Consider the following 20,932-nt stretch of genomic DNA (forward strand, 5'->3'; position numbering starts at 1 on the left):
AATTCCCCTATTCAATAATATTTTCTAAACCGTAAATTAGCGTGTCTATGTTCATAACCGTGTCAACTGATAACTGTATACCTGGCATAAATGAAGTTCGATTTATTGAATCATGTCGAAGCGTTAGCGTTTGTCCTTGACCACCAAAAATTACTTCTTGATGAGCGACTAATCCTGGTAATCGGACACTATGTATATGCATACCATCGAAATTCGCTCCACGAGCGCCTGCTAACTCTTCTTTCTCTTCTAGATGACCTTGAATTTTGGACGAACGTACTTCTTGAATCAATTGAGCTGTTTTTATTGCTGTTCCTGAAGGAGCATCGAGCTTCCGGTCGTGATGTTTCTCGATGATTTCCACATCAGGCAAATATTTTGCTGCTGATTGTGCAAATTTCATCATCAAGATCGCTCCTATTGCAAAATTAGGAGCGATAATAGCACCTAGCTTCTTATCTTCAGCTAGTTTACGTAACTCTATAATATCTTGGTCACTAAAACCAGTCGTTCCTACTACTGGCCTAACTCCATGGTCAAAGGCAATTTCCATATGTTTACGACCAAACTTTGGTGCTGTTAAGTCGATAAGTACTTGTGGTTCATGCTCAGCTAAACACACTGCCAAATCTTCATAAACTGGAATATCAAGACTAGGCTGTCCTTCAATCTCACCTAACATTTTCCCATTATTTTTTGAGTCAACAACGGCAACAAGTTGAAAATGATCTGTTGAAGTCACCATTTTTACAGCCTCACTACCCATGTTTCCACGTGGTCCTGCAATTACGATTTTAATATTTTGTTCTGGCATTATGATTCCTCCTCAATTCTTGTCCAGCGATCAGCATCTCTAGTATTAAATTTTTCCATCACTATGTCTAATGCTTTATCTAAGTTAATATTTAAAGAATTAGCAAAACAAATAAGCACGAAAAAAAGATCGCCCATTTCTTGTTCCATCGAGCGTTCATCTTCTGAATCTTTTTTCGGCTTTTCTCCGTAATAATGATTCACTTCGCGCGCTAACTCTCCTAATTCTTCTGTCATCCTTGCTAGCATTGCTAGCGGACTAAAATAACCTTCCTTAAATTGACTTATGTATGCATCAACTTCTTGCTGCCTTTCTTTTAAGCTACGTTCTTCCATTCTCCACACCTCTTATAATCATGTTAGCTAATTCAGAAGCATTTGACAAATTTTTATTCCATCTTAGCTTATTTTACACCATCTTTAATTCAAAGTACGATTTTATAATAACTTGTTGTTATACTTTGTAACTTCAAAATGGTCAACCTTTAGAAATTAGCTAAAAACTACTTTTCATTAACTTAACATTGGGATATTATAATATTTAATGCAACAATAATCTCAAAATTATTAGTGTGAGTTCAAAAAATACATCGTACATCTTTTTTCGAGTTTGATTTTTTGAATAAACTCTACATAGACAAAGGACGTATAAAATGACTTATCGAATTAAGTTGAAAAACGTATTCTTTATCCTACTTGGATCAGCCATCCTCTCATTTGGACTCGTCTATTTTAATATGGAAAATAATTTAGCAGATGGTGGTTTTACAGGAATTACTCTAATTTTATTTTTTATGTTTAACTTTGACCCAGCTCTCACCAATCTTTTACTCAATATTCCCTTGTTTTTTGTCGGTTGGTATATATTAGGTAGACATACCTTCATATATACCTTGATCGGGACGTTAAGTGTTTCACTCTTCTTATATATATTTCAACGTTATCCAGTTATATCATTACCACTTCACGATGACCTAACTTTAGCTGCCCTGTTTGCGGGTGTCTTTATCGGCGTAGGTCTTGGAATTGTTTTTCGCTACGGCGGAACAACAGGTGGGGTCGATATTATTGCAAAATTAGGTTTTAAATATATCGGTTGGAGTATGGGAAAGACGATGTTCATCTTTGATGCAATGGTAATCTCTTCTTCTTTACTATATTTAAATTATCGAGAAGCGATGTATACATTATTAGCTGTTTTTATCGCCGCAAAAGTGATCGACTTCATACAGCAAGGTGCTTATTCCGCAAAAGCATCCTTTATTATTTCCGACCGAGTACCTGAAATCGCTAGTGCCATTTTAAAAGAAATGGACAGAGGCGCTACTGTACTTAAAGGAAAGGGTAGTTTTACTGGGTCTGAAAAAGAAGTCTTATACTGTGTAGTCGGCAGAAATGAGCTCATCAGACTTAAAGGTTTAGTTGAAAGAATTGATCCTCATGCATTTGTAACTGTCAATGACGTACAAGATGTCATCGGTGAGGGTTTTACGCTCGACGAAAACAAAAAGCCTTTAGAATCCTAGTTTCTGGTTCAATATCCAATAAAAAAAACGACTCAAAAGGTACGAATTACCTTTTAGTCGTTTTTTTACCGTATTAATCGTCACCATTCATACCGATATACATAAGTACAAATCGAACGAGCTCCATCACAGCAACTAATGCAGCCGCTACGTACGTTAAAGCTGCAGCATCTAATACTTTTCTTGTTTCACGTTCTTCATTATTACGGATTATTCCTGAAGAAACCATTTGGTGCATTGCCCGACTACTTGCATTGAACTCTACTGGTAGCGTAACCAGTTGGAATAATACAGCAGCAGCCATGAAAATAATACCCAGTAAAACTAATCCAGACATTCCCATAATAAAACCTGCAATAAGAATTATAAAAGATGTATTAGAGCCAAAGTTTGCTACAGGAACTAATGCATGACGAAAACGTAAAAATGCATATGCTTCAGCGTCTTGAATTGCATGACCTACTTCGTGCGCAGCAACAGCGGCACCTGCAACTGAATTTTCGTAATAGTTCTTCTCAGAGAGACGAACTACCTTTGCCCGCGGGTCATAATGATCTGTAAGTTCACCACGAACTGGCTCAACTGAAACATCGTATAGCCCATTATCATCCAAAATTTTTCGTGCTACCTGTGCACCACTCATACCTGATGAAGCTGCAACTTGAGAGTACTTTTTATAAGCAGACTTCACTTTTCTTTGCGCCCAGATCGGAATGATCAAAAGGATCGCAAAATAAACTAAAAACGTTCCTAAACCCATTTCGTAAACTCACCTCTCATTGTAAACGTATTTATAATAATTCTATTTTAAGTATCAAAAAAAGTCAATTTAGAAACAATCAATTTTATGGCGAGTTAATGACATTTCCACACTATTAATGTTAATTAGTCGTCAATCTCTTACTTTAACACGACGTTTTTCTGCACGGTATTTTTTCCAACCGACATACGATAATGAAATAATGATCGTTCCTCCTATGGTTAACATAACCCAAATCAAGGACGGGTCCGCACTATCCTCTTTCACTTGTTGATACAAATTTTCTAGTTCACTCTCCAGCATAAACAATTGTTTTTGCATACTAGTGTCCTGAATCATATCATTCCCGTATCGGTCCAAAAATTGCACAAGTGATTCAATCTTTTGGACTTGCACTCCTTCCACACTAATAATTAAAGCGGGTCGAACCATTTGATAGGAACGCAAAAATTCATTGATTTTATGTCTAAAAGCTTGGACATCTTTTTGTTCCATTGATCCCTTTAGTTCATTCATCGCTTTCATCATCGTTTGTTCAGTACTTAACCATAATGGATGATGTGGACTTGCTAAAGCATCAACAACTAGCCTGAATTCGGTAGCTAATCTTACTCGTTCTATTTGCGTCATAGAAACTGCAGTAACAGATTCCATTGCTCGTTCAAAGGATTTTGTTACAATTTGAAGATCACTCATCGTTAATGATGTTTGTGTATGATCTAATGCTAAAAATTGCTTGGAAAAATAATCTAACAATTGCCTAGCCTCTTCATGCTTTTCTTGTTTTACTAATTGTAAAACTTTATCCGACGTCTCATTCAAAGTACTCCAATATTCCTTATGTTCTGAAGCATTACTATATGTCGGCATACATAAAACAAAAATTAACATGCATATAAGTAAAAACGAGCGCATTTCGGTCCCTCCTTCATCTACTCTAATCTATGAGTAGGTGGACAAGAGTAGACCAATTAAGGACAAGTTTTTTAGCAAATCATTATGAACAACTATTTATATGGCGTTTACCGTAGCGTTAGCTTGAATCGCTCATCTCTTACACCAAACCAAAAAACAATCATTAAAGAAAAGATGCTCAGCCAAAACGTGAAATAGCCGATGTGATGTATGTATGGTTGAAGACTCCATGAAACATAAGGGTGCATATGATACACATAATCAATGATATCATTATGTAATGTCCAAAAAGCAACGAGCACAAGGTGCCACCCCTTTATTCGATAATAAGGTAAGAAAAAAATAGCTTGCAACGCCATTCCTAAATGAGATGCGATAAGCATATAATTTTGCCACCCTAATTGAGAACCTGTTACACCTGCACCAATATTCATCGCGACGGCCCATAATCCATACTTAATTAGTGTAACAGCTGCTAATGCCTCTAGGAGGGGAACATTTCTCCCCGCAATAAAAGCAACTAATACAAATAAGAAAAAAAGACTTGCTGTTGGACTATCAGGGACAAATAACAAAAAATGAGTTGGTGTAGCTGCCAGTTGATCTTTATACCAATAGTAACCGTAAATCGTCCCAAAGAAATTAATAATAAATAAAAAGTATAACATCATTCGGTTACGAAATATTTTTAAGAAAGAAACCACATAATACACTCCTTATTTAGCAGTACTGATAAATATTAAGAAGGCAAAGAAGAAGTTTTCAACTAATATATTTATCCCGCAACAACTCGCAGTAATACCCTCACTTCAAGACTTCGAGGTATCAAAGAAGGATAAGTGGGGGATAAACTGCCAGTAACAACTAAAAGAACACAGACTAAATGCGCCACGTCCTGTGGCAACGTCTTTGTGACCCACATCGTGTGGGCCTCAACTAACCAGAAGTAAGGGAAGAGGACTACCCTCACTAATGGAGTTCCACTTTATTGATCTTACACAAAATTAACAGTTATTTGCCTTGTAAAAAAAGCTGACTAAAAAGTCAGCTTTCATCAAAATTACTATTATTCGTCCGCCTGTCCATCGTTTTCGATGTACTTAGCAAGGATTTCAAGTTCTTCATCCGTACCATCGAACAATCCCGGTGGCATTGCTCCACGTCCGTTGATTACGATATCTTTAATTTCATCAACAGTTAAGCCTGTTTCTATTAAAGCGTAACCAGCAGATCCACCTTCCAATTGGTTACCATGACAGCCGATACACGATTGTGAGGCATAAATTTCGTAACCTTGAGCTGTATCATCGATTTCATGTTCAATGATTGCACCTTGTTGAGCAGCTGCTTCCCAGTCATGTTGGTCGACAGATTCCCAAGTTAAATAGATTGTTGCAATAACCGCTAAAAGCATTAAGCCAGTAGCAACAGGACGTTTAGATGGTTTTCTTTCTTTTCCAGTGTCTAACCATGGAGCTAATAATAAAGCACCAAACGCTAAACCAGGAATGACGATTGCACCAATAACTGTAAAGTTACCAGCAGCATATTCATATTTTAATAATTGATATAAGAATAAGAAATACCAGTCAGGAAGCGGAATATAACCTGCGTCCGTTGGATCAGCCATACGTTCTAATGGAGACGGATGGGCAACAGTTAAACATAAATAACCGATTAAAAATACCGCACCTACCATCCATTCCTTTAGAAGGAAGTTTGGCCAAAACGCTTCCGTTTTCCCTGGGTATTCAGAGTAGTCTTTCGGAATGTTGGGCTTTCTGTGTTGCATATCTTTAACACGAGAGTCACCAACAAACTTCATCCCTTTACCACGATGCATCGATTTCCCTCCTTTTTAAATTGACTTTATTTTTACAACGGTCCAGAAATACCTTGTTTACGAATCATGAAGAAGTGAGCTCCTAGTAACCCTAAAAGAGCACCTGGTAAGAAGAAGACATGGATTGCAAAGAATCGCGTTAACGTTGCTGCACCAATAATTTCTCCCCCAGCAAGTAAAGTTTTCGCAAATCCACCAATAATTGGTGTTGCTTCAGCAATTTGCAAACCTACAACAGTTGCAAAATATGCTTTCATATCCCAAGGTAGTAAATAACCTGTGAAACCAAGTCCTAACATGACGAAGAAAATAAGTACTCCGACAACCCAGTTTAATTCACGAGGTTTCTTATATGATCCTGTAAAGAATACACGTAACGTATGTAAGAACATCATTACGATTACTAAACTAGCTCCCCAGTGATGCATTCCACGAACGATTACACCGAAAGCTACTTCATTTTGTAAGTATGCAACGGAATGATAAGCATTAATAATATCTGGTACATAATACATTGTTAAAAACATACCAGATAAAATTTGGATGACTGTGACGAAAAATGTTAACCCACCAAAGCAATAAACAAATGCTGAAAAGTGATGGGCAGGGTTAACATGCTCAGGCACTTCGTGATCCGCGATATCACGCCACATTGGTGTAATATCGAGACGCTCATCAACCCAGTCATAAATTTTTTGTAACATGAGTTACGCCCCTCCTATCCTCTTCGAATTGGTCTACCTAAATAAATCGTACCGTCTCTAACTTCTAAGTCATACACATCAAGTGGTCGTGTTGGCGGTGTTCCAGCAACGTTCGTACCATCTAACTCAAATCGACCGAAATGGCATGGGCAGAAGAATTGGTTTTGATAATCTGGATTTGTGTTCCAGTCAACCGTACAGCCTAAATGCGTACAAACTGGTGATAACGCAACGATTTCATCACCTTGTCTGAAGATCCATGCGTTTCTTGTTACTTCTGAAGTATACCAAGCATCAACCTGTTCAAACGTAAAGTTAAATCTTTGTGGTTCATTTGTAATTTCATCTACTTGTGCAACTGCAACAAAATCCCCTTCAGCTCCAACTTTTAAAGCAGGGTCTAACGCAAAACGAGCCATAGGCATAATCATACCTGCAGCCATAAAACCGCCAACACCTGTAAGCGTATACGTTAAAAATTGACGTCTTGATACTTTATGATCTTTCTCACTCACTCTCTTTCCCCCCCTACGTTGTAAGTTAAGTCCAACCGGACATAATTTAACACATATAATACTAGGACATACTCATGATAGCTAACTACTCTTTCAATGTCAATCTTTTCAGAAGTCAAAATCTGTCGGAATTTACAATATCACCGATTCTGCCACTTGTTTGTCAAAAAGGGAATCAGCTGTTTAATTTGGCCTTCTACAACCTCTACCTTATGCTTGTGATCCATATGTTCTAAAGGAATAGAAGGGAGCCAGATTAAGGTTTCTGTTAATTCTTGCTTGGCTTGTTCCCATTCAAAATCAGAGGTAATAAAAATAATATGGCTAATATCATTTTCTTTAAGTGCTTTTTCCCAACTTTTTAACCGTTCAAACTTACCATCACTTTCACTTTTCAAATATGTAAACGGCGGAAACTCAATCACTCTACCTTGGAATTGACGTTCTAATTCACTAGAAATAATCGAAATAAACTCACCCATCGCTACCGTAGATTTAATTTCATTTTCCCAGTTAATCGGGATTAAAGGTACGATAGCCGTATCCACATACTCTTTTGCTTGTAAATAAGTATCCATTTCTCGTGCTAACCACTTCATTCTCTACTCTCTCCTAACAACTCAAAAAGTATTTATTACCATCTTATCTTATCGAAAAATCAATAAAAATAAAACAAGCTGACTTATAGAATTTTGCTAGCTACTACAAGCAAGCAAAACGTTATAAATCAGCTTCACCATTTATTTCTTTTTATTTATTAATTGATTAAATGTTTCTTCGTCTTTATTATCTAAGGCTTCATTCATTTCTTCATACCATTGTTTTTCTCTAAATGAAGCTAACGCTTTATCAAGGAAGATTTCCGCTAATAGTGCATCAGCTGTCGCCATTTGATTTTCTGGAATATATGGATTATCTTCAAGAACTGCTACATAATGTGGGTTCGTTTTTGCATTTGAAAAGTTCAACTGAATATAAACTTCCTCTGTATTATTCAATCGAATATCGTGAAACGCTTTTTCCGCATCCATCGTTACATGTTTGTGCTTATGAAAACAAAATGGTACATGATCGACATCAGTTGTAGAAATAATTAATGCTTTCGGACAAAATTCAGCTCTTTCAACAAAATGGACTTTCTCCATTAAATTTTCATCACTTATTAAGTAATTTAAAAGCCATGCACATTCTCTTCGTTTCAACTGGTAAGCATTAAGAAACCAACGTAAAAACTCTTTTTTCTCATATACTGAAATTGTGCTGCTCATCCTGATTCCCTCCCCGAAAGGCTAATACCTTATTTCACATTTACACGACAACAGAAAGGATAGTATGTATTTCTTATTCTCCATCTGACCATATGAATCCTTTAATAAAATACATATATTAGAGATCTTCTTCTATATAATTGATTAGTTCTTTAATATTTAATCGTGATTCATCCAATGTGATTGCCTTTTTGAACAATGTCAAACTTTCATTACGTTCACCGTTCTCCATCAAGAATTTACCATATTCCTCTAGAAAGTCAACATCTTCTGTAAAATCTTCTTTTACAGCTTCAAAACATTCTTTTGCTTTATCCATTTCATCATTTTCATAACGAGCGACCGCTTCATACCATGTTAAAGCTGGGTCTCCTTCACCGATATCTTTTAAGTGTTCAACCAAGTCAATTAGGTCTTCATAGCGCCCTTCATGTTTCAAAAATCCTGCCAATGTTCGGACAGCTTCAAAATGGCTAGGGTTAATCGCAATGACCTCTCTTAAATATTCTTCCCCTTTATCTCGATTATTCATTTTAAAGCTTAACTTTCCACCATGTACGTATAATTCTTCGTTAAATTGATCAACCGCAAGCCCCTCATTGATAACCTTGATCGCATCTTCGTAGCGGTGGAGAGCTTCAAAACATTTTGCTAAGTAAGGATACACACTGCTGAACTCTGAGTCAAGTTCCTTTAAAGTGGTAAACTGGTCAATTGCAAGTTCATATTTCTCAATTTGATACGCTGTATATCCATAATTAAAAATAGCATGAATATCTAATTGTTGATCTAGGCCCTCAGCATAAAATTTTAATGCTTCTTCATATTCACCTGTACCACTATAGGCTTCAGCTAAACGTAAAGCAATATTCATCTCTTCTAGCTTCACGTTCGCATAATAAGCCTTTTTTAAATGAGGTAGACTCTTTTGAAAATCTCCTCTATCTAAGTAAAAATCACCAAGCCCAAAAGACACAATCGGTTCATCTGGAGCTTTCTCAATAGCCTTTAACAACTTCTGTTCAGCAACTTCATCTAGTCCTTGCATTTGATATAAATCAGCTAACAATAATAGCGATCTTACATAAACCGGATCATCGTCATTAACCTCAAGAAGCATTTCGATCGCTTCGTCCTCTTGGCCTAAATCAATTAACAACTCTGCATAAAATGTATAGAGTTCACCTTCATCAGGATATAGTAGTAATAAATCATTGATAATTTTTTTTACTTTTTCTAGATGCCCCAACGAATAATATGCTTCTGCTAATTCAAATTTAGTCTCATGGTTACTCGTATTCTCAAGTTCTGCTAATTGTGCGAGTCCTTGATCTACTTGACCACTTTCTATTTTTTTTACGGCTTCAATAATTTTTCCCATAAAAATCCTCCAGCGAGTTTTGTTGTTTACTTTTAAACTAAATAAAAATACCATCATAACCTTATTATGATGGTAGCATAAGTAATGTACGTTTAACTATCATTTCGCATTATTGACAAATCATTAATAATCCATAACTTCTTTATAAGCTTCGCTAATCGGTAAAAAATGTCTCGGTACATTAATTCTGACTTCCCTACCAAAACCTGGTTTATAATAAATAGATTCACCCGCTTTAATGACCTTTCCACGTAGGACGACAACGGCAGGTTCAATTGGGACCATCGAATCTTTGTTTACTTCATCATTTTGGTACAAAATGTAATCGACATCACTTCCTACGATGAGCTCACTTTTTCTTGGATAAAGTCCTGCTTTTTTTGACAAAACTTTCGGAAATGGTTCATGCTCGTCAGGAAACGATAAATGGGTGGGAATTCTATATTGATTAGATAGTTCTCCCCATACTTGAACGAGTTTTTCCTCTTTTTTTCGTGTAACAGGGGTTTCTGTCCAATTTGGGATAATTAATAGTTGATAATTAATCATGGCTTCTTTCATTCGTTCCCACGACACTTTGTATAAGTCTTCTATAGAGTTAATGTTTAGACGTATTATCGGAACTTTTTCACGCCTGCACTTTCGAATAAGTAATGGCGTTAAACCCGTAAGTGTAGTTTGAATACCAATCATAAAATCAATAGGGCTATTGATAAGCTGATGACGCGCAAGTCGTAACTTCTTATTTAACTCATCTACGTTTTCCACCAAAGGATACGTTACGATCGTCGTACACCCTTTTTCAATTAAACGCTTAAATCTCACTTTATAAGCTTCTTTATGATTGAAGTTAATCAAGTTAAAATCATTCATAATGTGACCAGCAGCCAATGTAAACCCGTTCATGTTCAATCGTGTAAACTTCAATTTATCCATTTTCTCATTTACATAAGAAACAGAATCATTTTCAATATAGTAGGATTTCTTTTGAATTTCACGATCTACTTTTCTTTTTACATCTGCAAGAATGTATTTCATGACTATCCCACCTTCCTATATAGACAAGCTATGAGGAAGAAGCTAAAAAAATGACCTTTTTCTTTTTTACGGCCGTATTCATTCTATATTGTTTTATTCGCTCTTAATTTGATGAATACCGAACAAAAAAAAAGACCTGTTCGAAAACGTAAACGCTTTCAAACAGGGTTAGCAAGATGCTAAAAAGTCTATTAGTATGGATAGGAGTGGAGAGAAACCATACGCTAATTTTTATTATATAGAAAAATATAACAAAGTCAATAAGTAAATTCAAAAAATTAAAAATATTTTTGAAGCAGGGGATCTCCCCTGCTTTTCATTATTGTAAGCTGTTAATATGTTCAAAAAAATTAGGATATGATACGGCAATTGCCTCACTTTTTTCAACAGTAACACTACTGTTAGCAATACACCCTGCAATCGCCATTGCCATACCGATTCGATGATCTCCATGACTATTAACGGTATTTCCGTTGAGTTGGATAGGACCTTCTATAACCATTCCATCATCTGTTGCTTCTATCTTTGCGCCTAATTTTTTTAATTCACTAACAACCGTATCAATTCGATTCGTTTCTTTTACTTTTAGTTCTTCAGCATCACGAATAACTGTTTTCCCTTGCGCTTGTGTTGCTAATACTGCAATGACTGGAATTTCATCGATTAATCTCGGAATAATATCTCCACCAATTTCACACCCTTTAAGCTCAGATGTGGAAATTACAATGTCAGCAACAGGTTCACCGTTCGTTTCCTTTTCATTCATCAATTCAAGACTAGCACCCATTTTTCGAAGGACATCAATAATTCCTGTCCGCGTCGGATTAATTCCAACATTTTTAAGTACAATATGACTATTTGGAACAATGGCACCTGCCACTAAAAAAAACGCCGCAGAAGAAATATCTCCAGGTACAATAACATGTTGTCCTGTTAACTCTTGTCCACCTTTTACCGATACTGTTAGCCCATCTCTTTCCACCTCAACACCGAAAGCTTGAAGCATCCGTTCTGTATGATCACGGGATAATTCTGGCTCAGTCACACTCGTTACACCTTCACTCTGTAAACCAGCGAGTAAAATGGAAGATTTGACTTGAGCACTTGCCACTTTAGAAGAATATGCAATCCCCCTTGTCGTGCCACCACGGATCGATAAAGGAGTCAAATTGCCATTATTACGACCATCAATCAATGCACCCATTTCTCGTAATGGATTTGTTACTCTTGACATCGGCCGTTTACCAATAGAAGCATCACCAATCACGACAGAATGAAAAGGACGTGTAGCTAAAATCCCTAGCATCAATCTCGTCGTTGTTCCTGAATTACCTACATCGAGAATTTCAGTAGGTTCCGTTAACCCGCTCCAACCATTACCGTCAACTTTAACCTTGTCACCTTGGGCATCAATATGAACACCTAACTTCTGAAAGCAGGCAATGGTGCTTAAACAATCTTCACCTGGAAGGAAACCTTCTATTGTTGTCGTTCCATTTGCGATCGCTCCAAACATAACAGCACGGTGAGAAATGGATTTATCTCCTGGTACTTTAATGGTTCCATTTAGGCCAGCAGTTACTTTTTCTACTTTATTCACTTCTCTCACTCCATTACATTAGTTTCATACAGATGATATTTTAAGCTCGTCTCTGCTTTTTCTCGATCCTCGTTAGAACGAAAACTGAGTCTAAGGACTCCCATAATATCTTCTCTCGTTTCGATAATACGAATGTTAGTTATACTTATATTTTCTTTCGCTAATATACCTGTAACATCCGAAATCACCCCAGGATGATCGGGAATATCTACATATAAATCATAAAACGCTGGGATTGCACCTTTTTTATGAATTGGTAAACCATCACGAAATTTTTTCGCATGGTCGAAATACTCATGGATCTTCTCATCTTCTCCTTGTTCAATGAGCACACGAACATAATTCATCTCTTCTTGCCATTTATCTAATAAGTCCATTAAGCTATCTTTATTATGAATGAGAATATCACGCCACATCACAGGACTGCCAGATGCAATTCTGGTAATATCTCGAAACCCTCCAGCAGCTAGTCTTGATACTAACGGATCTTCTTCTTCAATTTTCGCCACTTGATGGACAAGACTAGCGGCAACGATGTGCGGAAAGTGGCTAATCGCACCAGCAAGTCGATCATGCTGTTCAGGAGACATCTCAATAAATCTAGCCCTCGTTCCTTTTAGCCAATTTTGCAACTGAATGACTTTTGTCATATTCGTATCGGCTACCGGGGTTAGAATATAGAAAGCATTTTCAAATAAATGAGCTCTTGCCGCTTCCACACCACTTTTATGCGAGCCTGCCATTGGATGACCACCAATAAAGGTTACGTCTTTCTCTATAAGACATGTTGCACTTTGAAAAATTCTTTTTTTAGTACTCCCAACATCTGTTATTATCGCACCAGGTTTCAATTCATAGTTGGATAAATCCTCTAATAACTGCTCTGTTTTCGTAACGGGGGTTGCTAGTATGATTAAATCTGCATTTTTCACACCATCTCGAATTGTATCTACTGCATCATCAATAACTTTTAATGAAAACCCCATTTTCACTTGCTGTTCATTTATATCGTATCCGACAATATGAACATCGTGCTCTCTTTTTATCGCTAATGCAATAGAACCTCCTATTAATCCTAGACCGATTACAAATACTTTACGTTTCTCCACGTCTAAATCTCCTTCTAGCCTATAGAGTTCACTTTTCTTTCTTCAAGCCAAACTGAAAGCTCATGAATAATCCCTGCATTTTCTTCCTGACTTCCCACTGTAATTCTTGCACATGTCGGGAATCCGAGCGCATTTCCTGATCGAACAATATACCCTTTTTTCAAGAGAAAATCAAAAATTTCATCACCATTAATACCGAAATCAATTAAAAGAAAGTTGGTTTGAGTAGGGTAATATTTCAAGTTATATTTCTCACAAAATTGAATATATTGTTTGATACCCTCTACATTTTTTTCATAACAATCCTTTATGAATTGTTGATCGTCTAATGCTGCAATCGCAGCAGCATGCGCGAATGTTGTTGTGTTAAACGGCGGACGTACAGGCTCAATTAAAGAAATCACCTCGGCGTTAGCTACACCAAAGCCAATTCGTAGAGCTGCCATGCCATACGCTTTGGAGAACGTACGTAAAACAATTAAATTCTTATATTGGTCAAGTAATGGTATCGTCTCAGGGAAATCTGAAGCTGTCACATATTCATAATAAGCCTCATCTGAAACAACGAGAACTCCTTTAGGAACACGAGCTAAAAACGATTTAAAGGCTTCTTCATTTACATATGTACCAGACGGATTATTCGGATTACACACCCAAACAATTCTTGTATTTTCATCAATAGCTTCAAGCATCGCATCTAGATCATGAACACCATCAATAGATGGAACTTCGCGAACTTCAGCGCCTTCAATTACGGCATTTAATTTATATTGTGAAAAAGTAGGGTCAGCCGTTACCGTATTAGTGTTTGGAGTCAAAAATGTTCGACAAAGTAATTGAATGACTTCATCAGAACCGTTTCCGAATACAAGTTGTTCAGGTTGTACACATAAAAAATCAGCCACTTTATTTCGAAGTTCTGCTGCATAACCATCAGGATAAATAGCGGTATTTCCTGCAAGGCTAGAAATTGCTTCTGCTACTTTTTTTGAAGCACCAAAGGGGTTTTCATTTGACGCGAGTTTTACCACTCGCTCTAAGCCTAACTCTCGTTTTACTTCCTCAATCGGTTTTCCTGGCTTATAGGCAGGGAGTCCAATCACTTGTTGTTTTGCTTTCAATTGTTAGCACCTCTTTCTATGTAATTGTAAAATCCTACAGGTTGGGGCTGACCCAGGTAGTAAAGTGTAGGCCCCCTCGTTTAACCAATGGCGTACGAGGAGGGCAGACACTTATGAGTCAGCCTCTACTTATCTTATTAGTATAAATAATACTTTAATGGTTTACAGTGAAAAATCTTATACTCCTATGTTACGATGAAATGAGTGAAAGGACAAACGTTTTTATATGCAAAAGTCCATCTTTTCTTAATTTTTCATCATTAAGTTGTGACTCTACACTTTCTATCTCACGGATGATCGCACTACCGACTATGACTCCATCACAATGAGGTTGAAGTTGTTGTACTTGTTCATTATTGGATACACCAAATCCAACAACAACTGGAACCGTACTATTTTTTCTTACCTCCTCAAGAAATTCATATACTTTTGGGTGAAATTCATTTCTAACCCCTGTTACTCCTAAGGAAGATACACAGTAAATGAAACCTTGTGCATTTTTCGCAATCCTTTCAATACGCTGTTTTGAGGTCGGAGCTACTAACGAAATAAATTGCAATTCGTTTTTCTTACATAATTGTGCGAGTTCTTCACTTTCTTCAAATGGTATATCAGGTACTAATAGACCATCAACCTGACATTCTTTCGCCTTTTCCATAAACTCCTCTTCACCGAATTGAAGAACAGGATTATAATACGTAAACGCAATAACTGGGATTTCTAATCCTTTTTCACGCATGATCGGCACGAGTTCTAAAGCTTTTTTAAGTGACATTTGCTGAGCTAGCGCTCGCTTTGCTGCTCGTTGGATAACTGGCCCGTCTGCAAGAGGATCCGAATAAGGAATACCTAGTTCAATTGCATGTGCTCCTGCTTCTTGAAGTGTTAATGCTATTTCAATAGTAATTTCTGGGGTTGGATCTCCAGCCATAATAAACGGTATAAAAAGTGGTTGATCTTGTTTACGAACGTATTGTTGAAATCGGACCGTCATCCTTGATCACCTCGCTCTACTTTCATTAATGTATGAACATCTTTATCTCCTCGACCAGATAAACAAACGAGAATTACAGAATCACTCGATAATTGTTTTGCACGTTCAAACGCTTTCGCCAACGCATGAGCACTTTCAATCGCAGGAATGATCCCTTCAGATAAAGATAATTTTTTCAAAGCCTGAAGTGCTTCATCATCCGTCACAGCCTCATAAGATGCTCGTTCAATACTCGCTAAATATGCGTGTTCTGGCCCAACTCCTGGATAATCAAGCCCTGCGGATATCGAATATGGTTCAATTATCTGACCATTTTCATCTTGGAGCAAGTACGTAAGCGAGCCGTGAATAACACCTCTCGTTCCTTTCGTTATTGTTGCAGCATGTTGATTAGTCGTTACCCCTTTGCCTGCAGCTTCTACGCCAATGAGCTTTACATCATCATTAAGAAACGGGTAGAACATTCCTATCGCATTACTTCCGCCTCCTACACATGCGACTATCTCATCTGGCAAACGTCCTTCAACTGCTAGCATTTGCTTTTTCGATTCATCACCTATAATTCTTTGAAATTCTCGTACCATTTTCGGATAAGGATGTGGCCCAACAACTGAGCCAATTAAATAGAAAGTATCTTCAGCATTCCCAACCCAATAACGGATCGCTTCATTAGTTGCATCTTTTAGCGTTTTACTTCCTGACAAAGCTGGAATGACTTCAGCACCAAGTAACTCCATTCGAAACACATTCAACTTCTGCCTTTCGATATCTTCTTCCCCCATAAACACTTTACATTCTAATCCAAAACGTGCTGCAATCGTTGCTGTCGCAACACCATGTTGACCCGCGCCAGTTTCTGCAACAATTTTCTTTTTTCCCATTCGTTTTGCAAGAAGCGCTTGCCCAATCGCATTATTTAATTTGTGTGCCCCTGTGTGAAGTAAGTCTTCTCGCTTCAAATAAATTTTTGCTCCACCTAATTCTTTTGAAATATTTTCAGCGTATGTTAAAGGAGTTTCTCGTCCTGCGTACTCTTGTAAATGATGATGATACTCTTCAAAAAATGATGGATCTTGTAAAGCCTCATCTAGTGCTCTCTCTAACTCTTCTATTGCATTCATTAACGTTTCAGGAACAAATTTGCCACCGAATGGACCAAATCTTCCTCGTTCATCTGGATATTTTGCGATCATTTTGTTTAATCCTTTCTTCGATCTGGTTGATCATTGCTTTATCTTTTAGTCCGTTCACTTCGATCCCACTGGAAATATCAATACCTTCTGGTTGATACTTTAATAGCTGTTCAATATTACTAGGGTTAATGCCTCCAGCAATAAAAACTGGCTTTGCTAGAATTTTCCCTTGTTCGATATACTTAGGTATATGACTCCAATCAAAGGTTACTCCTGTCCCCCCCCATTGACCTTTTACTTTACTATCAATTATAAAAGCTTCAACAAAAGGTGCATAGTCTTTCATTTCATTCCATGCATTTTCTTTATGATGAATGACTTTCCATATGGGTTTTTCGACCCTTCGATGTAATTGTCGAACATGATCAGGAGTCTCCGATCCATGACATTGGATGATATCGATCGGAACCGATAATATAATTTCCTCTATTTCCATGATCGTTGCATTGACAAACAACGCAACGATTTTTTTTCCTCGTTTATGTTTCACATGCTTTAACCAGTTGCTAACGCTTTCCGTACTAACTTTTCGCTTACTTTCCGCAAACACGAAACCGATATAGTCGGCTTTCGAACTAGAGACAATTCCAACATCTTGCAATGAATGGTTTCCGCAATATTTAAGCTTTGTTTGCAACCTTCTCTCCTCCAAATAAAGCATCTATTCCTTCGGCTGGAGTATTCGCCCTCATTAAAGACTCACCAACTAAAATACCGTTCGCACCCGCTCTATAGACACGGTCCACATCATCTGAGCTATGGATACCACTTTCACTTATGAATAAACTGTCTTTTGGTATGATTGAACTTAGTAATTCTGTTTGTTCTAGTGAAGTCTCAAATGTCTTTAAGTTCCGATTGTTGACACCGAGTATTTTCGGAGTAAAGACTGAAAGAACTTCTTCTAATTCTTCGTTAGAGTGAACTTCTACAAGGCACTCTAGCCCTTTATCATAAGCAATAGTATATAACTCTTGCAATTTTTGTGTCTCAAAAATCCCTGCAATTAAAAGAATTGCATCGGCACCAATTCGAACACTTTCTTCAATTTGTATTGGACTTATTATAAAATCTTTTCGTAAAATCGGAATTTTCACTTCTTCTTTTATCGCCGTTAAATAGCTTCGATGCCCCTGAAAATATGTTCGATCAGTTAAAACTGAAATTGCATCAGCTCCTGCAGTTTCATACGCCTTTCCAATTTCAACTGGTTGAAAGTTTTCTTTAATTATCCCTTTTGAAGGTGAGGCTTTTTTTACTTCCGCAATTAAACCTATTTTTCGATTGGGTTTAGAAAGATGCTTAAATAGCGATTGTCGTTCTACCGAGATCGCAGGCGGCAATGTTATTTGATCTAACTCTTCTATTTTTGTTTCAATTATTTTTTTAAGCATCGATTATTTCCAACCTTTCTTCTTGTAAGTTAATAAATTGTTCATAGACTGTTTTGTTTGCAATTGCTTTTGTTACTTCTTTAACACCTTCTTCAATAGAAGACACTTTATTAGCTATATAAAGAGCTGCCCCTGCATTGAAAGCGACAATATTCCGAGCCGTTTCATTATTACCACCTTGGAAAACATTTAAGATGATCTCAGCACTTTCCTTAGGTGAGTTCACTTGAATGTCCGTTAACGGTCCTCTTGGTAACGAGACATCTTCTGGTGTTAGAACATATTGCGAGATTTCTCCTTCTTTTAATTCCGTTACAAATGTATTGGTACTAATCGAAATTTCATCTAACCCTTCAGCACCTGTAACGAGCATCGCTCTTTTTACCCCTAGCTCTCTTAACGTTTTAGCCATAATAGCACCGTGCTTTTCATCAAAGACACCAATTAATTGAGCTTCTGCATTTGCAGGATTAGTTAATGGACCTAATAAGTTAAAAATTGAACGAAATCCTAATTCCTTCCTAGGGATGGCAACATTTTTCATCGCGACATGATAGAGTGGTGCAAATAAAAAACTCATTTTCTTTTCTTTCAGAACGACTGCCGCTTCTTCAGGACTCGTTTGAATTTGAATATTTAACTGTTCTAACACATCAGCACTACCACTTTTGGATGAAACGGAGCGGTTTCCGTGCTTTGCAACCGTGACTCCAAGTGAAGAGAGGACAATAGCTGTAGCTGTTGAAATATTAAACGTTTTCGCATGATCTCCTCCTGTACCGCAAGTGTCAATTACTCCTTTTTCATTATGCGGAATTGATATGGAGTGCTGTTTCATTGACTTAGCAAACCCGACCATTTCATCTAATGTCTCTCCACGAAACCTGAGAACCGTTAGTAAACTAGCAATCTGACTATGTGTTGCAGCACCTGACATGATTTCATCCATAGCAGATGTTGCTTCTTTTTCTGTCAATTGTTCACCTTGAATACATTTTTGCAAGATTTCTTTAAACATTGCCAATTGCCTCCTCCGCATTTTGCTTAACCATCGTTTCTGCTAATTGAACAGCATGTAAAAGTGCTTTCGCTTTATTCTTCGTTTCTTCATATTCATTTTCCGGTATCGAGTCAGCTACAATCCCAGCGCCAGCTTGCACATAAGCTTTTTTATTTTTTATCACCAACGTACGAATAGCAATGCACGAGTCAATGTTTCCATCAAATCCGAAGTAACCTATTGCTCCAGCATAAATGCCTCGTTCCGTCGGTTCGATTTCTTTTAAAATTTCCATTGCTCTAATCTTTGGCGCCCCTGAAACCGTCCCTGCAGGAAACGAAGAAGAAAAGGCTTCTAAAGGATGCGTACCTTCTTGGAGGCGTCCCGTTACTTTCGAGATAATATGCATGACGTGCGAGAAATTACCAACTTCTAATAATACAGGAGTTTCAACCGAACCGTATTTAGCCACTCGACCGATATCATTTCTTGCAAGATCAACAAGCATATAATGTTCGGCGCGTTCTTTTTCATCTGCCAATAAGTCTTGGGCTAAAGCATGATCTTCTACTTGTGTTTTTCCACGCGGTCTTGTTCCAGCAATCGGATGAATTTCCATATGTCCATCTTGAATTTGAACGAGCCGTTCAGGTGAACTACCGATAATTTCGGTATCACCGATTTTTATATAAAATAAATAAGGAGACGGATTTACCATACTTAACACTCGATAAATATCCAAACCAGAAACGTTGATATCTACTTCAAACCGTTGAGATAGTACAGCTTGAAAGACGTCACCTGCACGAATATATTCTTTAATTCGTTCAACATCAGAAATAAATTTTGTTTTTGTGTAGTTAGATTGAACATTTTCAAACGTTACGTCAACTTTATATGTTGGCGGTGGTAAAAATCGTTTATCTTTTGAACTTTCCATCATTTGATTGACTACCCTTTTCAGAGTTTTTGCTGTTTCATTAAAGATGTCTTTATTTTCCGCATCACTACTACCAGATCTAGGAAGGGAAATTAAGTACATTTCTTTTTTGTGATGATCATAGGCAATTACAAGTTCACAAAACATAAAATGAACTGTTTCCTTTTTGTCATCTTCTCTCGCAAGGACTCGTTCAAATTGTTCGACGGCGTCATAGGATACATGACCGACCATCCCACTATGAAACGGAACGGGTAGTTTTATTGGTTTAACATCTACATATTTCGTAGCGTAATCAAATGCATCTTGAAAAGATGATGCTGTATGAATGGTTGTTTCTTGTTCTTTGATAAGGAAGTTGTTTCCTTTATTACTTAAAAATAACTTTGGATATAAGCCAATAAAAGAAAATCTAGACCATGGTGACTGTTCATCTTTACTTTCAAGTAAATAAACAGCATCTTTTTCTAATTGACGAAATATTTGAATGGGGGTTAACGTATCGGCAAATAAGTGACCAATGATGGGTACTGTTCTGAATTTTTTTGCATCTTCTAGGTAAGATGCTAATGAGGTATTTAACATTGTTTTCACTCCTTAATATCATGAGTGAAAATGAATGCGAGAAAGTGGAGAATATCAATTTTTTTTGCAATATTCATTCAATAAAAACTGTTAGAACATTACAACAACATCACCAAAAAAGGTGAAAATTGATATCTTCTATAAAGTTTAACCATTTGCTAAGAGTTAAACTTTATAAAAGCACAAAAACCCTTAAACTGACAGTTTAAGGGTATCATTAATAAACGTATTCC

At 37.0% G+C, this 20,932-nt stretch carries 22 protein-coding genes; 1 reads left to right on the forward strand and 21 read right to left on the reverse strand.

Annotation, left to right across the window (positions count from 1 at the left end; translation table 11 throughout):
- Positions 1-7: 7 nt before the first annotated feature.
- Entirely contained in the window at positions 8-814 is an 807-nt protein-coding gene (dapB, locus tag BK574_RS09805) for a 4-hydroxy-tetrahydrodipicolinate reductase (RefSeq protein WP_078428481.1), read from the reverse strand.
- A complete protein-coding gene (locus BK574_RS09810; protein ID WP_078428482.1) occupies positions 814-1,149 on the reverse strand; it encodes a nucleotide pyrophosphohydrolase in 336 nt (111 codons plus the stop codon). The genes dapB and BK574_RS09810 overlap by 1 nt, the downstream gene beginning before the upstream one ends.
- 317 nt (positions 1,150-1,466) lie before the next feature.
- Here BK574_RS09810 and BK574_RS09815 point away from each other — a divergent pair, with 317 nt between their 5' ends.
- Positions 1,467-2,339, forward strand: coding sequence for a YitT family protein (locus BK574_RS09815; RefSeq protein ID WP_075384748.1), 873 nt, complete (start codon positions 1,467-1,469; stop codon positions 2,337-2,339).
- Between the two features lie 73 nt (positions 2,340-2,412).
- On the opposite strand, the gene BK574_RS09820 is transcribed toward BK574_RS09815, so the two are convergent.
- From BK574_RS09820 to trpE, 19 genes are all read right to left on the reverse strand, one after another.
- Complete coding sequence (locus BK574_RS09820; RefSeq protein WP_078428483.1) at positions 2,413-3,099, reverse strand: zinc metallopeptidase; 687 nt, start codon at positions 3,097-3,099, stop codon at positions 2,413-2,415.
- A gap of 132 nt (positions 3,100-3,231) precedes the next feature.
- Positions 3,232-3,990: a sporulation protein YpjB gene (ypjB, locus tag BK574_RS09825; protein ID WP_238457459.1), complete on the reverse strand. Its 759-nt coding sequence runs from the start codon at positions 3,988-3,990 to the stop codon at positions 3,232-3,234.
- A 131-nt stretch (positions 3,991-4,121) separates the two neighbouring features.
- Positions 4,122-4,685, reverse strand: a complete 564-nt coding sequence (locus BK574_RS09830; RefSeq protein ID WP_078430826.1) for a DUF1405 domain-containing protein — start codon at positions 4,683-4,685, stop codon at positions 4,122-4,124.
- Positions 4,686-5,080: 395 nt separating this feature from the next.
- On the reverse strand, positions 5,081-5,857 hold the full coding sequence (locus BK574_RS09835; RefSeq protein WP_078428484.1) for a menaquinol-cytochrome c reductase cytochrome b/c subunit: 777 nt from the start codon (positions 5,855-5,857) through the stop codon (positions 5,081-5,083).
- Positions 5,858-5,889: 32 nt separating this feature from the next.
- Entirely contained in the window at positions 5,890-6,561 is a 672-nt protein-coding gene (gene qcrB, locus BK574_RS09840) for a menaquinol-cytochrome c reductase cytochrome b subunit (RefSeq protein WP_075384751.1), read from the reverse strand.
- Between the two features lie 14 nt (positions 6,562-6,575).
- Positions 6,576-7,076: a QcrA and Rieske domain-containing protein gene (locus BK574_RS09845; protein WP_075384752.1), complete on the reverse strand. Its 501-nt coding sequence runs from the start codon at positions 7,074-7,076 to the stop codon at positions 6,576-6,578.
- 140 nt (positions 7,077-7,216) lie between these two features.
- The gene (locus tag BK574_RS09850; protein WP_078428485.1) at positions 7,217-7,675 is read right to left on the reverse strand and encodes a YpiF family protein; all 459 of its coding nucleotides are present in this window, start codon (positions 7,673-7,675) and stop codon (positions 7,217-7,219) included.
- Between the two features lie 141 nt (positions 7,676-7,816).
- Positions 7,817-8,344, reverse strand: a complete 528-nt coding sequence (locus BK574_RS09855) for a ReoY family proteolytic degradation factor (RefSeq protein ID WP_078428486.1) — start codon at positions 8,342-8,344, stop codon at positions 7,817-7,819.
- Between the two features lie 118 nt (positions 8,345-8,462).
- Positions 8,463-9,725: a tetratricopeptide repeat protein gene (locus BK574_RS09860; protein ID WP_078428487.1), complete on the reverse strand. Its 1,263-nt coding sequence runs from the start codon at positions 9,723-9,725 to the stop codon at positions 8,463-8,465.
- 123 nt (positions 9,726-9,848) lie between these two features.
- Complete coding sequence (locus BK574_RS09865) at positions 9,849-10,763, reverse strand: hypothetical protein (RefSeq protein ID WP_078428488.1); 915 nt, start codon at positions 10,761-10,763, stop codon at positions 9,849-9,851.
- A 319-nt stretch (positions 10,764-11,082) separates the two neighbouring features.
- Positions 11,083-12,363, reverse strand: a complete 1,281-nt coding sequence (aroA, locus tag BK574_RS09870; protein ID WP_078428489.1) for a 3-phosphoshikimate 1-carboxyvinyltransferase — start codon at positions 12,361-12,363, stop codon at positions 11,083-11,085.
- 5 nt (positions 12,364-12,368) lie between these two features.
- Positions 12,369-13,472 (reverse strand): prephenate dehydrogenase, encoded by a 1,104-nt coding sequence (locus tag BK574_RS09875; RefSeq protein ID WP_078428490.1) that lies wholly within the window; start codon positions 13,470-13,472, stop codon positions 12,369-12,371.
- A gap of 14 nt (positions 13,473-13,486) precedes the next feature.
- Complete coding sequence (gene hisC / locus BK574_RS09880; RefSeq protein WP_078428491.1) at positions 13,487-14,593, reverse strand: histidinol-phosphate transaminase; 1,107 nt, start codon at positions 14,591-14,593, stop codon at positions 13,487-13,489.
- A 190-nt stretch (positions 14,594-14,783) separates the two neighbouring features.
- Positions 14,784-15,587 (reverse strand): tryptophan synthase subunit alpha, encoded by an 804-nt coding sequence (trpA, locus tag BK574_RS09885; RefSeq protein ID WP_075384760.1) that lies wholly within the window; start codon positions 15,585-15,587, stop codon positions 14,784-14,786.
- On the reverse strand, positions 15,584-16,780 hold the full coding sequence (gene trpB / locus BK574_RS09890) for a tryptophan synthase subunit beta (RefSeq protein ID WP_078428492.1): 1,197 nt from the start codon (positions 16,778-16,780) through the stop codon (positions 15,584-15,586). The genes trpA and trpB overlap by 4 nt, the downstream gene beginning before the upstream one ends.
- A complete protein-coding gene (locus BK574_RS09895; protein WP_238457460.1) occupies positions 16,758-17,417 on the reverse strand; it encodes a phosphoribosylanthranilate isomerase in 660 nt (219 codons plus the stop codon). The genes trpB and BK574_RS09895 overlap by 23 nt, the downstream gene beginning before the upstream one ends.
- Positions 17,401-18,174 carry an indole-3-glycerol phosphate synthase TrpC gene (gene trpC, locus BK574_RS09900; RefSeq protein ID WP_075384763.1) on the reverse strand — a complete coding sequence of 258 codons (774 nt, stop codon included), beginning with the start codon at positions 18,172-18,174 and terminating at the stop codon, positions 17,401-17,403. The genes BK574_RS09895 and trpC overlap by 17 nt, the downstream gene beginning before the upstream one ends.
- Positions 18,167-19,192 (reverse strand): anthranilate phosphoribosyltransferase, encoded by a 1,026-nt coding sequence (gene trpD, locus BK574_RS09905; protein WP_078428493.1) that lies wholly within the window; start codon positions 19,190-19,192, stop codon positions 18,167-18,169. The genes trpC and trpD overlap by 8 nt, the downstream gene beginning before the upstream one ends.
- Positions 19,185-20,699: an anthranilate synthase component I gene (gene trpE, locus BK574_RS09910; RefSeq protein ID WP_078428494.1), complete on the reverse strand. Its 1,515-nt coding sequence runs from the start codon at positions 20,697-20,699 to the stop codon at positions 19,185-19,187. The genes trpD and trpE overlap by 8 nt, the downstream gene beginning before the upstream one ends.
- Positions 20,700-20,932: the final 233 nt, after the last annotated feature.

The sequence above is a fragment of the Alkalihalobacterium alkalinitrilicum genome (assembly GCF_002019605.1).
Lineage (GTDB): Bacteria > Bacillota > Bacilli > Bacillales > Bacillaceae_F > Alkalihalobacterium > Alkalihalobacterium alkalinitrilicum.